The 13,820-nt window shown below is 70.9% G+C and carries 12 protein-coding genes; 6 read left to right on the top strand and 6 right to left on the bottom strand.

The genetic code is table 11. The features are described from left to right. The first annotated feature begins 19 nt into the window (after nucleotides 1-19). Genes VYL96_RS10415 through VYL96_RS10405 form a run of 3 tightly spaced genes read left to right on the top strand, consistent with a single transcriptional unit; the run spans nucleotide 20 to nucleotide 4,025 of the window. The gene (locus VYL96_RS10415) at nucleotides 20-1,351 is read left to right on the top strand and encodes a hypothetical protein (protein WP_243699636.1); all 1,332 of its coding nucleotides are present in this window, start codon (nucleotides 20-22) and stop codon (nucleotides 1,349-1,351) included. Further along, the gene (locus tag VYL96_RS10410; protein WP_243699637.1) at nucleotides 1,285-2,853 is read left to right on the top strand and encodes an SbcC/MukB-like Walker B domain-containing protein; all 1,569 of its coding nucleotides are present in this window, start codon (nucleotides 1,285-1,287) and stop codon (nucleotides 2,851-2,853) included. The genes VYL96_RS10415 and VYL96_RS10410 overlap by 67 nt, the downstream gene beginning before the upstream one ends. Next, entirely contained in the window at nucleotides 2,850-4,025 is a 1,176-nt protein-coding gene (locus tag VYL96_RS10405) for a Wadjet anti-phage system protein JetD domain-containing protein (RefSeq protein WP_236885292.1), read from the top strand. The genes VYL96_RS10410 and VYL96_RS10405 overlap by 4 nt, the downstream gene beginning before the upstream one ends. Here VYL96_RS10405 and VYL96_RS10400 read toward each other — a convergent pair. Both VYL96_RS10400 and VYL96_RS10395 read right to left on the bottom strand, forming a co-directional pair. Further along, nucleotides 4,022-5,014: a virulence RhuM family protein/type II toxin-antitoxin system death-on-curing family toxin gene (locus VYL96_RS10400; RefSeq protein ID WP_329437205.1), complete on the bottom strand. Its 993-nt coding sequence runs from the start codon at nucleotides 5,012-5,014 to the stop codon at nucleotides 4,022-4,024. The genes VYL96_RS10405 and VYL96_RS10400 overlap by 4 nt on opposite strands. Nucleotides 5,015-5,044: 30 nt before the next feature. Beyond that, the gene (locus tag VYL96_RS10395) at nucleotides 5,045-5,794 is read right to left on the bottom strand and encodes a DUF7064 domain-containing protein (RefSeq protein ID WP_131885487.1); all 750 of its coding nucleotides are present in this window, start codon (nucleotides 5,792-5,794) and stop codon (nucleotides 5,045-5,047) included. Here VYL96_RS10395 and VYL96_RS10390 point away from each other — a divergent pair. The 3 genes from VYL96_RS10390 to VYL96_RS10380 all read left to right on the top strand — a co-directional run bounded on the left by VYL96_RS10390 (nucleotide 5,781) and on the right by VYL96_RS10380 (nucleotide 7,666). Beyond that, nucleotides 5,781-6,113, top strand: a complete 333-nt coding sequence (locus tag VYL96_RS10390) for an Rv3169 family protein (protein WP_131885488.1) — start codon at nucleotides 5,781-5,783, stop codon at nucleotides 6,111-6,113. The genes VYL96_RS10395 and VYL96_RS10390 overlap by 14 nt on opposite strands. A 166-nt stretch (nucleotides 6,114-6,279) precedes the next feature. Then, a complete protein-coding gene (locus tag VYL96_RS10385) occupies nucleotides 6,280-7,140 on the top strand; it encodes a Bax inhibitor-1/YccA family protein (protein ID WP_131885489.1) in 861 nt (286 codons plus the stop codon). Between the two features lie 328 nt (nucleotides 7,141-7,468). Next, on the top strand, nucleotides 7,469-7,666 hold the full coding sequence (locus VYL96_RS10380) for a hypothetical protein (RefSeq protein WP_131885491.1): 198 nt from the start codon (nucleotides 7,469-7,471) through the stop codon (nucleotides 7,664-7,666). Nucleotides 7,667-7,760: 94 nt separating this feature from the next. On the opposite strand, the gene VYL96_RS10375 is transcribed toward VYL96_RS10380, so the two are convergent. Genes VYL96_RS10375 through VYL96_RS10360 form a run of 4 tightly spaced genes read right to left on the bottom strand, consistent with a single transcriptional unit; the run spans nucleotide 7,761 to nucleotide 13,798 of the window. Then, nucleotides 7,761-8,981: an acetyl-CoA C-acetyltransferase gene (locus tag VYL96_RS10375; RefSeq protein ID WP_131885493.1), complete on the bottom strand. Its 1,221-nt coding sequence runs from the start codon at nucleotides 8,979-8,981 to the stop codon at nucleotides 7,761-7,763. A gap of 49 nt (nucleotides 8,982-9,030) precedes the next feature. Then, nucleotides 9,031-10,215, bottom strand: a complete 1,185-nt coding sequence (locus tag VYL96_RS10370) for an SGNH/GDSL hydrolase family protein (RefSeq protein WP_131885494.1) — start codon at nucleotides 10,213-10,215, stop codon at nucleotides 9,031-9,033. Beyond that, nucleotides 10,212-11,531 carry an McrC family protein gene (locus VYL96_RS10365; protein WP_243699638.1) on the bottom strand — a complete coding sequence of 440 codons (1,320 nt, stop codon included), beginning with the start codon at nucleotides 11,529-11,531 and terminating at the stop codon, nucleotides 10,212-10,214. The genes VYL96_RS10370 and VYL96_RS10365 overlap by 4 nt, the downstream gene beginning before the upstream one ends. Next, entirely contained in the window at nucleotides 11,528-13,798 is a 2,271-nt protein-coding gene (locus tag VYL96_RS10360) for an AAA family ATPase (RefSeq protein ID WP_131885496.1), read from the bottom strand. Before VYL96_RS10360 ends, VYL96_RS10365 begins: the two co-directional genes overlap by 4 nt. Nucleotides 13,799-13,820: the final 22 nt, after the last annotated feature.

Genomic DNA, 13,820 nt, shown 5'->3' with positions numbered 1-13,820 from the left:
GCGCGCCGGCGGGGCGAGCGTGGAGAAGGACTTCCCGGCCTACGGGCGCACCATGCGGCGGCTGCTGGGCATCCGCTCCGAACAGGCCATCGAGCTGTTCCACCAGACCATCTCCATGAAGGCGGTCGGGGACCTCAACGACTTCGTCCGCGTCCACATGCTCGAGCCGGCCGACGCAGACGAGAAGGTGGACAAGATCCTCGCCCACTTCGAGGACCTGACCAAGGCCCACGAGGCCGTGCAGCGTGCCCGCGCGCAGCTCGACCTGCTAGGCCCGCTGGTGGAGTCGGCGCAGAAGTACGACGCGGCGGTGGCGGCGCGGACCTCGCTGCAGGAGGAATCCGTGGCCGTGCGCCCGTTCTTCGCCGACCTGCGCATCGCACTGCGCACCGCGGAACGGGAGCGACTCCGGGCGGAGATCGCCGGTGCCACGGCGGACCTGGAGCGGATCCGCGGCGAGCAGGCCGCACTGACCGTGGAACGGGACGAGCTGATCGAGGCCAAGGCCCGGGCCGGCGGGGACCGCATCGGAGAACTGGAGCGCGAAGCCCGGGAGGCGCGCGCTGCGGCCGAGGACCGACGTCGCCGTCGTCAGGGGTTCGACGCGACGGTGACCAACGCCGGCCTGGGCGAGGTGTCCGACGCCGGCGGCTTCGCCTCCCTGGCCACCGAGGTGGAGCGGCGGCGCGCGGAGCTGGAGGCGGAGGCCGCGGAGATCCAGGAACGGCATCGTGCCGCCGTACTGGACCACGGGCGGCGGAACACCGAGCGCAGGGAGATCGCCGAAGAGCTCGAGGAGCTGGCGTCGCGGCGCAGCAACCTGCCTCGGGAGCAGCTGCAGGTGCGGGCCGAGCTGTGCGCAGACCTCGGGATGAACGAGGACGAGTTGCCGTTCGCCGGCGAGCTGCTCGACGTGGCGGAGGAGAACGCGGTCTGGCGCGGCGCGGCCGAGCGGGTGCTGCGAGGTTTCGCACTCTCGCTGCTGGTGCCACAGGGTCGATACGCGGATGTGGCCGGCTGGGTCAATGGTCGGCACCTCACGGCGCGGCACGGCGACGGCTCCAGGGTCGGCGTGCGGCTGGACTACCTGCGCGTCCCCGAGCGGCACGTGGCGCTCCAGCGACCCGACGCAGCCGGACTGCTGCTGGCGGACACCATCGAGATCGCCGAGACACCCTGGCGCGACTACCTTCGCACCGAGCTCTACAGGCGTGCGGACCACCGGTGCGCCGAGTCGATCGAGGAGTTCCGGGCAGCCGACCGCGCCGTGACCAGGGAGGGCAGGTGCGCTCGCGGGAGCACCACGTCAAGGACGACCGGCGGCGCGTGGACGACCCCCGCGGCTGGGTGATGGGCTGGCGTAATGCGCGCAAGATCGAGGCGCTCACCGCGCGGCGGGAGGAGCTCACGGAACTGGTGGCCGAACTCGCCGAGGTCGTGGACGAGCTCGCCGACGTGCAGCGGGTGGTGACCGGCCGACTGCAGGCTCTGGCGACGCTGGCTGCCTACGACTCGTGGCGGGACCTGGACTGGGCCGAGGCGCTACAGCGGGCCGAGGCGGCGGAGGCCGAGCGCGCACGATTACTCGACGGCAGCGACGAGCTGGCGGAGATCGAGCGGCGCATGGAGGAGGTGGGCCGGCGCCTGGGCGAACTCACCGACCGGGAGCGTGAGCAGGTGGGCGCCGTGAGTCGTCTGAAGACCCGCGAGGCGCACGAAGCCACGCAGATCCAGCGCGACGGCCGCGTGCTGGCCGAGCTCGAGGCGGCCCAGGCCGGGGCGCTCGACGCCGCGCGTGCGGTGTTCCCGCGGATCGAGGTCCGGCTGGGCTCGGTCCCCGCGACTGCCGACGACGCGACCGACGCCGAGTCCCGGATCCGCGACGCCGTGGCAAGAGAGACCGAGTCCACGCAACGCGAGATCAACGGGCATACCACCGGCCTGCTCCAGCGGATGGGGGAGGTCCGCCGCCGGTGGCCCGAGCAGACCACCGAGATGGACGAGTCGGTGGAGGCCCGCGGTGAGTACGTGCGCTTCCACGAACAGGTGGCGGGCGACGACCTCCCGCGCTTCGAGGGCGAGTTCGCCCGGCAGCTGCGTACCAACGCGATCCGCGAACTGGGCGCGTTCAACAGCTGGCTGCAACACCAGGCCGCCGAGATCCGGGAGAAGCTGGACCGGATCAACGAGGCGCTCGGCGCGATCGACTTCAACCCCGGCCGGTATGTGCGACTCGACCCCGAGAACACGGTCAACCAGGACGTCCGTGACTTCCGCGCCGACCTCCGCGCCGTGACCGACCACGTCCTGGGAGAGGACGAGCAGTACTCCGAGGCGCGCTACGAGGAGGTGCGACGCATCCTCGAGAGGCTCCGAGGCCGCGAGGGCCACACCGAGACCGACCGCACCTGGCGGGCCCGCGTCACCGATGTCCGCAGCTGGTTCACCTTCTCCGCCACCGAACGCGACCGCGACACCGACGAGGTGTGGGAGTTCTACCGCGACTCGGACGGCAAGTCCGGCGGCCAGAAGGAGAAGCTGGCGTACACGATCCTCGCGGCCTCGCTGGCGTACCAGTTCGGGCTCGACTGGGGCGTCGACAAGGCCCGCGACTTCCGCTTCGCCGTGATCGACGAGGCCTTCGGCCGCGGCTCCGACGCCTCCACCCGCTACGCCCTGGACCTGTTCGCCAAGCTGGGCCTCCAGCTGCTCATCGTGACCCCCTTGCAGAAGGTGCACGTGATCGCCCCGTACGTGCAGGCGATCGGGTTCGTCAACAACATCGAGGGGCGCTATTCGCAGGTGGTCACCATGACCACCGAGGACTACCTCGAGCAGAGCGGCCGGTCATGATGCCCACCGCCCCGCGCCGCTGGCGCACGCCCGCCGACATCTGCGCCGCCGTCGAGCGGCGCTGGAAGGACGGGTCGCTCCTGCGGGCCCACGCGCGGGGCGAGGCCTTCCCCGTCGTCGACCTCCCCCTGAACGGGCCGCGGGCAGGTGAAATCGGGGACCGGCTCGGCGAGGTCGAGGAGTGGATGACCTCTCTCGAAGTCGGCAGCCGCGCCGGCACCCGCTACGGGCTCGTCCACACCGAGGTCGGTGGGCGAGCTGTCGGGCGCAACCGCCTTCCCGCCCGGGCCGTGATCGGCGATTTTGCGCAGGCCTGGGCGCTCCTCGGAGTCCGAGACGACGTGGCGGCCTACGAGGGCATGCTCGCCGCCGCGGACGAGGAGAGCAACCCCGCGGTCCGCGCCTGGCTGCTGGCCAAGCCGCTCACCGCGCTCCGTTACGCGCCGGAGTGGCCGCAGATCCTCGCCGCCTATCACTGGCTCAGCGCAGCCCGCGACAGCGGCAGGTACCTCCGGCAGATCGACGCGCCCGGCGTGGACACGAAGTTCGTGGAGAACCGCCGCGGCGTGCTGGCCGCGCTGCTCGGGGTGTCCGGCACAGCCGCCGGGTTCCTCCGCGACCTCGGCCTGGCGGTCAAGCCGGAGTACCTCCGACTGCGCGTCGCCCCAGGGCTGCTCGACCTGCCGGCGACCGAGCTGTCCCTGCGGTGCGAGGAGCTGCCCGGGCTCGACCTGCCGATCCGCACGGCGGTGATCGTGGAGAACGAGGTCACCTACCTCACCGTGCCCGTGCCCGGCGACGGTGTGGTGATCCGGGGCGCCGGTTTCGACGTGGCCCGCCTCGGCCGCTGGCCCGCGCTTGCCGGGGCCGAGGTGCATTACTGGGGCGACCTGGACACGCACGGCTTCGCGATCCTGCACCGGCTCCGCGCCCACCTGCCCCGGGTCTCGTCCTTCCTCATGGACGAAAAGACCCTTCTCGCGCACCGCGACCGGTGGGGCAGCGAGTCCGCGCCGACGCACGTCGCGCTCGGACTACTGACGCCCGCCGAGGCCGCGGTCTACGACGACCTGGTGACCGACCGCCACGGCGAGAGGATCCGGCTCGAGCAGGAGCGGATCGACTGGGCGTGGGTGCTCGGCCGACTTCCAGGCTCGCGACACGGCCCTTAGCGGGACTGGGTCGCGTGGTTTCCACCCTCGGTGATCATCCTGACGATCAGAGCCGTCATGAGGTCCTTCTCGCGCGGGTCGCTCATGGCGACCAGAAGTGTGATCGCCGCGAGCGCGTTGTTCGAGATCGCCGGACTGCCCCGGGCGCGGTCGAGGATCCCGTTGCGTTCCAGGAAGGTGACGAACAGCGCTGCCGCACTTCGCTTGTTCCCGTCGGAGAGCGGGTGGTCCTTGACCACGAGGTACAGGAGATGGGCGGCTTTGTCCTCGACCGTGGGGTACAGGTCCTGCCCAGCGAAGCTCTGATAGAGGGCGGCGAGGATGCCGTCCAGTGCGTCGCCACGCTCGTTGCCCAGGAGCCGGTCCTCAGGGAATTGGAGCGCGACCCGGTCTATGACCCGACGAGCCTCGTCCAGCGTGAGCGTCCATTCCGGCACGGCACTCGGTGCCGGGTCGAGGCAGCCCTCGTCGTAGTCCCGCAGAAGCGTGAGCCCAGGAAGATAAGCGGCGAGAACGTCAGCGACACCCGCGACCAGCGCGTCATCGGAACGGGCCAGGATCTGCACGACGGAACCAAGTTGCTCCAACCTCCGGGAGTTCAGCGTGTATCCCTGGACAAGATGCTCTCGCAGACGTGCAGTCGCCCACATCCGGAACCGAGTGGCCGTGCGGCTCTTGACCCGGTATCCGACGGAGATGATGACGTCGAGATTGTAATGAGACACGTCACGAGCGACCCGCCTCGGGCCCTCGAGTCGAACCTGTCGGAATTTCCGACAGGTTGCTTCTTCGATGAGCTCGCCCTCGTCGTAGACATGCTGGATGTGCTCCACGATGTTCGTCCGCGAACTCTGGAACAGCTCGGCAATCTGCTGCTGACTGAGCCAGACGGTGTCCGCCTCGAACGTCACCTCGACGGCGGGCAGGCCGTCTTCTCGCTGGTAGAAGAGTATTTCTCCGGTGCGCTCAGTGCTCATGTCCCGCATCATTCCACGACGGTCGGACACCGCTGGCTCCAGTCAGTCCAGCACGAACTCCCACTCGATCCAGCCGCGCCCGCGGCGCCCGTCGGAGGCGGCGAAGTCCGCCATGGCGCGCACGAAGTGGGCGACCCTGCCCTCCTCGGAGACCAGCAGGATGTTGCCGTAGGCCAGCGGCTCCACGGTGAAGCTCAGGTCCACGTCCGCGAGCGTGAACTCGGCGCGGGTCAGGCGGCCGTCGCCGTCGTACTCCTCGATGCTCGACCCCTCGCCGAGCTCGGTGATCGCATCGCCCTTCTGGACGTAGCCAAAGGCGAAGGGCATGTCGCGCGTCACCACCGAATGGACCTTGGTCCCGGCGGTGAACCCCTCGCCGTCATCGAGCCGGAAGGCGTTCCACATCCACGGCAGCCCCCACCAGTCGCGGTTGGCCCACGAATGGTCGCGCTGACCGTCGCCGGCAAAGGGGACCTCCTCGCCGTCGATCGTCACGGTGCCGGTGACGCGGCACGGCATCTCGTAGCGGGTGGTCACGGTCCACTGGTAGTCGATGCCGTCGGTGACCCACGTCAGCTCGGCGCGCACCCGGGTGGGCGTGCCGGGCTCGCCGCGCAGGATCGCGCCGGGGTCCGGGTAGGTGTGCGCGGTGCCGTCGACGACGACGCGATACGTCCGTAGAGGCTCGACGGTCTCGAAGGTGGCTGTGTAGTCGCCGGCCTCCACGGTGTACGTCAGCCCCTCGCGGACCGGCAGCGGCGCCTGCGGATCGGACAGGATGATCGACGGCATCCCGGGACGGACGATCGCGGCGGGGGAGCCGCTGCTGCTCGAGGTGGAGACCCTGGGCTTCGTGCCCCTGGCCCAGGGCTGCGGCTACGTGGGCGACACCCGCTGGACGCACGGGCAGTGGAAGGGCCGCGGCTGGTCGGAGTCGGTGGAGTACGACCTCACCGCACCCGAGCACGTCTCGATGTTCCCCTACGGCGTGCTCGACCACATCGCCCGCGCCCGGCTCGGCAGCGACGAGGGCTGGGGCATGTTCGAGCACGCCTCCATGGGCCGCCACGACCCCTCCGGTTTCCGCGACTACCTGCACATGGCGGAGTGAGGGGCCGGGGCGCACTGAGGGCCGGAGGCGGGACGTTTCCTGAGAAATCATTGACCATCGGGAACATCCGTCAACTCCGGCGCGTTCCACATGTACGAGTGATTCGTCGGTGACCCGGCGGGGACTCTCGATACCGACCTTCCCCGACAAACTCGAAGGGACCTCGATGCGCAGCAGCAGCAACCCGGTCTTCAGCTCACTGTCCGAATCCAGTGCGCGCGGAGCCACCCAGTTCGGCGGCGCCAACCGCGCCGCGTTCCAGCAGGGCCAGTACGGCCAGCCGGGCTTCGGCCAGCCGGGCTACGAGCAGGGCTTCGGTGCGCCGCAGGCCCGAGCCGACATGCGCCCCATGACGATCGACGACATCGTCACCAAGACCGCCGTCAGCCTGGGCTTGCTCAGCGTCGTCGGCCTCGTCGCCTTCTACTTCGCCTCCCTCAACCCGGGACTGACCCTCCCGCTGCTGCTCGTCGGCGGCCTCGGCGGCTTCGTCGTGGTGCTCATCGCCACCTTCGGTAGGAAGATGGACTCCGCGCCCATCACCCTGACGTACTCGGCGCTCGAGGGCCTGTTCGTCGGCGCCGCCACGTTCCTCTTCACCGCGGGCCTCGACGCCGGCGGCGTCCTGGGCGCGGTCGGTAGCGCCATCCTCGGCACCATCGGTGTCTTCGTGGGCATGCTGTTCGTCTACAAGACCGGCGCCATCCGCGTGACCCCCAAGTTCACGCGCTTCATCACCGCCGGCATCGTCGGTGTCCTGTTCGCCGCGCTGGGCAGCATCGTCCTGAGCTTCTTCACCGGCGGCAGCAACCCGCTGTACGACGGCGGCCCGCTCGCCATCGGCTTCTGCCTCCTGTGCATCGGCCTCGCCGCGTTCAGCTTCCTGCTGGACTTCGACAACGCCGATCGCCTCGTCCGTGCAGGCGCCCCGGCCACGATGGCGTGGGGCGTGGCCCTGGGCCTGGTCGTGACGCTGGTCTGGCTGTACATCGAGATCCTGCGCCTCATGAGCTACTTCCGCGACTGACAACCCGGTCGGCACGCACCCCGCGCGCAGCGCGTCCGCGGCCCCGGCACCCTGCCCCAGGGAGGCCGGGGCCGCGGCGATTCTGGGGTCGGGGAGGCCGTCCCGCGGTGGTTGTGCACCCCTTTCGTCGCCTGGCGCCGGGGTTGTGCATCCGTTATGTCGTCGAACGGAAGCGCAACCGGGCGGGGTGCCGACGAATCGGAAGCACAACTGCCAGAAGCCCCCTGGCCGGACGCGCTCGACCGGCGACCGGCGGAAGCGACCCCGTCGTGGCCGCTCGCGGAGTAAAGTAGCGCCCCGTCACATCCCGCGACGAGAGGAACTCACCATGATGCCCACGCGTCCGACCGGCCCCCTCGGCGGCTTCCTGGCCGACCTGTTCGACGCCGCCGTCACCGGCCTGGCCGCCGCGAGCTCGGCTGTCGGGAGCGACTTCGAGCAGGTCGTGTACGACAACGCGTCGGTGGGGATCGCCCTCATCCCGTTCGCCGTGGGCAGCGGCCTGCTGGACCAGGCCGGTATCTGAGACGGCACGGCCCACATCCGCGCGACCGGACAGACGACGAGCCCCGCACCTGCTCAGAACAGGTGCGGGGCTCGGGCGTACCGCCCGCGGGGGATCAGCTCAGGCGCTCGAGCACCATCGCCATGCCCTGGCCGCCGCCGACACACATGGTCTCGACGCCGAACTGCTTGTCCTCGGCCTGCAGGTTGTTGATGAGCGACGCGGTGATGCGGGCGCCGGTCATGCCGAACGGGTGGCCGAGCGCGATGGCGCCGCCGTTGACGTTGAGCTTGTCCTCGTCGATGCCCAGCTCGCGGGCGGAGCCGAGCACCTGGACGGCGAACGCCTCGTTGATCTCGAACAGGTCGATGTCGGAGATCGACTTGCCGGCGATGCGCAGGGCGTTCTTGACGGCCTGGATCGGCCCGAGGCCCATGATTTCCGGCGACAGGCCGGACACGCCGGTGGAGACGACGCGCGCGAGCGGGGTGAGACCGAGCTCCTTGGCCTTGGTGTCGGACATGATCACCAGGGCGGCGGCGCCGTCGTTGAGCGGGCAGCAGTTGCCGGCCGCGACGGTGCCGTCGGGACGGAAGACCGGCTTGAGCTGCGAGATCTTCTCGTAGGTGGTGCCGGGGCGCGGGCCGTCGTCAGCGGTGACGACGGTGCCGTCGGGCATGGTCACAGGGGTGATCTCGTTGGCGAAGTGGCCACGCTCGACGGCCGCGACCGCGCGGTTCTGCGACCGCACACCCCAGTGGTCCTGCTCCTCGCGGGTGATGCCGGTGATCTGGGCGACGTTCTCGGCGGTCTGGCCCATCGGGATGTACACGTCCGGCAGGACTCCCTGGTCACGCGGGTCGGTCCACACGTCGGCGCCACCCTCGGCGCGCTGGGCGGTGCGGGCCTCGGCGTCGGCGAAGATCGGGTTGTGGGTGTTCGGGATGTGGTCCGAGGTGCCGTACTGGAAGTTGGAGACGGTCTCCACACCGGCGGAGATGAACACGTCGCCCTCGCCGGCCTTGATCGCGTGCAGCGCCATGCGGGTGGTCTGCAGCGACGACGAGCAGTAGCGGTTGACGGTGGTGCCGGGGACGGTGTCCATGCCGGCGAGCACCGAGACGACGCGGGCCATGTTGAAGCCCTGCTGGCCGCCGGGCAGTCCGCAGCCCAGCATGAGGTCGTCGACCTGGGCGGGGTCGAGCTCGGGCACCTTGGCCAGTGCCGCCTTGACCATCTGGGCGGTGAGGTCGTCCGAGCGGATGCCCACGAGGGAACCCTTGTTGGCGCGCCCGATGGGGGAACGGGCGTAAGAGACGATCACGGCTTCCGGCATGGAAGGCTCCTTCGTGTCTGGTGGCTGCTTCGTGTGCGGCAGGTGAGGGTCAGGTCTGGTCGGTCGGTTCGCCCGGGTGGGGGTCGTCCCGGGTGAGGCGTGCCAACCGGAGGATCCGGCTCCGTCGCCGGAGGGTGTCCGCGGCCTCGCGGGCATCCCCCGTGCTCTCCGGATCGGCGTCCACGTCCTCATTATGCAGGAACGCGTTTTCGCCCTCGTCGCCCGTGTCCTCGTGGGTGCGGACGAAGTCGGTGAGGCGTTTGGTGAGGCGGGCGACCACGGACTCACGGTGTTCGGCAGGGCCGGAGGCGTCGGCCGGTTCGGCGGCCTCGGCGGCGACGTCCGCGGCCTCGAGTGACGCGGCGGCCTCGGCGGCATCGTGCGGCAGATGCTCCTCGGGCACCTCGTCCCACACGCCCAGCGCCACACACACCGCGGGCAGCAGCAGGCCGGCGGCGAGCTCGTAGCCGGCCGAGTTGGGGTGGAAGCGGTCGGGGGAGAACAGGCTCTCGCCGCGGCGGTGGAACTCGGGGGCCAGGGTCTCGGCCAGCGACACCGGAACGCCCCCGGCCCGGCGGACCTGCACGGCCTGCGCGGCGGCCAGTCGCCGGCTGAGCGTGGCCATGACCGACCGCAGCGGCTGCGGCACCGGCTTGATGATGCCCAGGTCCGGACACGTGCCCACCACGACGTGGGAACCGCCATCACGCAGAGCCTGCACGGCCTCTCCGACGCGGCGGGCCGACGGGCCGATCGCGTTGCGCGAGGTGATGTCGTTGCCGCCGATGAGGATCACGGAGATGTCCGGCCGACCGTGCGCGACCTGCATCGCTTCGACCTGCCCCGCCAGCCCCTTGGAGGTGGCGCCGACGATCGCCTTGATGCTCAACCGGACGTCCCAACCGGCCTCCTCGGCGAGACCGCGGGCCAGCAGGACACCCGGTAGTTCGTCGGGAGAGTCGGCGCCCAGCCCGGCGGCCAGCGAGTCGCCGAAGATCATCATGTGGACGTCGCACGTCATGCCCGGCCGCCACGGATCTGGAGACGCCGCCCCGGGGCGGTACAGCCCGTCGCCGTCGTAGGGGCGGGAGGTGGGCTTCGGGATCACCCGACGGGCGATCCTGGCCTGCTGCGCGAGCACCTCGTACGCGCCGCGATACGCGCCGACCGTCCCCACTGCGGCCAGCGCGAGACTCACCACGAGTCGGCGGGCGGGATCATCGGCGTCGCTCATCTGGCGTGTCGTCTCCCTTCCGTGCGGTGGCGGGCGGCGGGTGCACACGCGAGGGCGCGCGCGTGCTCGGCCAACTCGACGATAGCCCGACGGCTGTCGGCGGGGCCGCCGGAGAGGTCGACGGGGTACTCGACGATCGAGATGTCCGTGTGCACGATCCGCCGCGGCTGAGGAGAATCGTCACGCCGCTGGGCGGGATACACCAGGTACGCGCGGTCGACGCCGAGCGCCGTGCAGGCGGCCAGCAGCCGGTAGTGCTCGGCCGCGCGGGTCCGGCGGTCCGTGGGATAGGTCGGTACGAACGTGGCGACCGGCTCGCCGTCGACCTCGAACACCAAGCCGGTCCGCACGGAGATGTGGTCACCGTCCCCCGCGGCGGCGCGGTGACGGCCGGACGAGGTGTCACCGTCGGCCTCGGTACCCGAGTCCAGATTGACGACGGGGTTGTGCAGCAGCCGCCCGCCCCGCCCGTCGAGGGCGGCGGTCAGCTCGGCCTCCACGTACCGTTCGAACAGCTCCGGCATCTCGGTGACGAACGCCGCCGACGCCGCATGGCCGTCCTCGACCTCCACGGAGATGCGCCGCACGATGCGGTCCGCGAGCGACAGCGCGTCCTGGAACCGGGCGTTGAGCCGGCTCGGCGTCCACGCGGGCACGGGCGCGCCCTGACCGATGAGCGAGGCGTCGGACAACCTGGCATCGACCATGGCGAGCCGACGGCGGGTCGCGTCGGGCAGCTCGGGCAGGAACTGCAGGCGGTGTGCGGCCGTGCGCAGGATGCGGTTCTCGGCGATGTCCGGCGTGAACTCGGAGTATGTGACCTCGAGCGGGATGGTCATGCCCGGATGGCGGCGGATCTGGTCGCCGAGCCGGATCCTGCCGCGAACGGTGGTCAGCGCCTCGTCGACCCTGCGGTACCCCCGCAGCAGCCCGGCGGCCAACGCCTGGTGCGCCAGCCGGGCCATCGACTCGGCGACGGAGGACCACAGCTCGTCGTCGTCCCGCGCCTGGACCGCCGAGGACAGGAACGCGTCGTCGGCCGCGTGATCCAGCAGGAAGAACAACTGCGTCAGCCCGAGGCTCGCGGCGGGCAGGACCCGCACGGACAGGCCCTCGACCCGCACCGACCCCACGGCACCGCTGGGGATGAGCCGCCACGTGTCGCGGCCTGCGGGCAGGACCTCCACCAGCCCGGTCTGCGACAGGTGCTGCGCGCCCTCCCAGCTCAGGGTGACGAGCCTGCCCCGACGGTCGAACTCGTCGAACTCCAGGGACATCAGCTCGGACGCCCCCGGACCCGTCGAGGTCGCGGTCACGCCCGCCCGATCTTGCGGCGCAGCGCCGCCAGGCCGAACCGCTCGTGGACCTCGGCGCGGGTGAGCCGCCCGTAGTAGTGCTCCTCGAGGAGCGGCAGCAGGTCGTACCGCCAGATCGCCTCGAGGCCGCCGGGCTCGGTGGCCTGGTCCTTCATGAAGTACGACGGCCCGATCCGCAGGTCGCGGTCGGAGTCGTCGATCTCCGAGTTGAGCGCCTCGAGCAGCTCCGCCGGCTCGGTCGACGCGCCGCGTGCCTCTAGGTGACGGCGCAGCACACCGGCGACCGGCGGGGTGTCGGGGTGCAGTTCCATGAACGCGAAGCGGCGGCGGATGGCCGCGTCGACCATGGCGATCGAGCGGTCCGCGGTGTTCATGGTGCCGATGATGAACAGGTTGCGCGGCAGCCGGAACGACGTGTCGGGGGAGTACTGGGGCAGGACCGTGCGGTCGCGGTACTCGAGCAGGAAGTACATCTCGCCGAACACGCGAGCGAGGTCGGCGCGGTTCATCTCGTCGATGATGAGGAAGCTCGGGTGCTCCCGGCCCGACTCCGACGTCGCGCGCGCGGCCTGCCGACGCAGCGGGCCGGCCTGCAGCGCGAAGCCCGGCTGACCGGATTCGGTGAGGGTGGGGCGGTAGCCCTCGAAGAAGTCCTCGTAGGCGTAGCTCGGGTGGAACTGCACCAGCTGGACGCGGCTCGGGTCGTCGGGACCGGCGAGGAAGCGCGCGAGCTCCTGGGCGAGATACGTCTTGCCGGTACCGGGCGGGCCGTAGAACACGATCTGCTGACGCTGCTGCAGCGTGTCGACGATCTCCTGCAGTTCTTTGCGCGGCATGTGCAGGCCGTCGGCGAGCTCGTCGGTGACCTCGGGCAGCGTGGGCACCGCGCCCGCGGCGGGGGCCTCCGCGACCTGCGACTCGGTGGAGTGGCGCCCCGGGTGCATGGCCGAGAGCAGCGCGTCGAGCCCGTCGGTGAGGTCGACGACCGTGCCGGGCTCGCCGATCAGCTCGGACAGGGGGCTCGGCAGGGACTCGAGATCGAGGGTGACGGCGCTCCACAGCACCGACCGCTCGAGCTGCTGCCCGCCGTCCTCGACGTACCCGAGGTCGTCGGTGAGGGTGCCCAGGTGCAGCTTGGCGTCGGCGACGGTGGCCACCACGTCCTGCGGGCTCATCCGGGACAGGAACGTGTGCAGCTCGGCGGTGAGCTGGAAGCGCGCCTGGTAGTCAAGGTGCGGGTAGCCCTGCTCGACGGCCTGGGAGACCTCTAGCCGGCTGGCGTGGGCGGGGATACGCGGCAGGTGGGAGGCGGGCAGCGCGATGCGGTTCTGCGCGACCCACTGCCCGGACTGGCCGACGCCGCCCCTGCCGGGTCGCACGAGCCACGCGCGGCGGGAGTGGTCGTCGCGGTGCCGCTGCCACTGGTTGGCCACGGAGCCGCGGTACCAGTCCACGGGCTGACCGAGCTGCGCGGACAGCACCTCCGAGATCCGGTGGAGGTCCTGGTCGATGTCGAGCTCGTCGATACCGGACGGCCCGCCGATGAGGTCGGCGAACGCGTCGCGGATCCGTGTCTTGTGCTCGTGCTTGACGATCGGCTGGAAGTAGCCGGGCCACACCAGGTACTGGAGGCTGTAGCGGATGGCCCGCCAGTCGCCGGGCGTCGAGCGCGCGGCCCGCTGGAACTCCCACGGGTCGGACAGGGCCGCGTCGCGGACGGAGGCGTCGAGCTCGGCCCAGTGGATGATGAACGAGCACAACCAGCGCAGGTGCTCCCGCATCTGCACGTTGAAGCCCAGGCCGCCGGTCAGCGGGCCCTTCTCGGTGAGGACGTCGTCGAGGTCCGCGGGGATCTCCGGCGCCTCGTCCATCCAGGACAGCACGTCGCGGACGCGGCCCCGCTTGAGGCGCGCGGTGACGGTGCTCAGCGGAAGTTGCTGGATGTACAGCAGCTCGGCGGCCAGCAGCACCACCGGCCGCGGGGCGCCCTCGAGCTGGTCGTGCAGCGCCTGCATGACCGGGGAGCGGGTCGACCCGGACGCCGCCGTCCCGGTCGTGCCCGCCCCGCCGCCGGCGCCGGCCGCGTCGTCCGCGGGGTCGGCGTCCAGGCGGCGGGCGAGCTCCTCCGCGACCTCGGGGGTCCAGGTGTAGAGATCGTCCTCGAAGGGTGACTGGCCGGTCCGGAGTGCCGGACCCAGGACCCTCGCTGCGGCCGCCTCGATCGTCGGGGCAGGGCCGTGGGGCCTGTCCTGGGAACCGTCTGACACGTTGGAACTCCTGCTACGCCGG

This window comes from Dietzia maris, assembly GCF_036287335.1.
In the GTDB taxonomy this organism is placed as follows: Bacteria; Actinomycetota; Actinomycetes; order Mycobacteriales; family Mycobacteriaceae; genus Dietzia; species Dietzia cinnamea.
The sequence above is the reverse complement of the archived record's forward strand: the minus strand, read 5'-3'. Positions and strand labels throughout refer to the sequence as shown.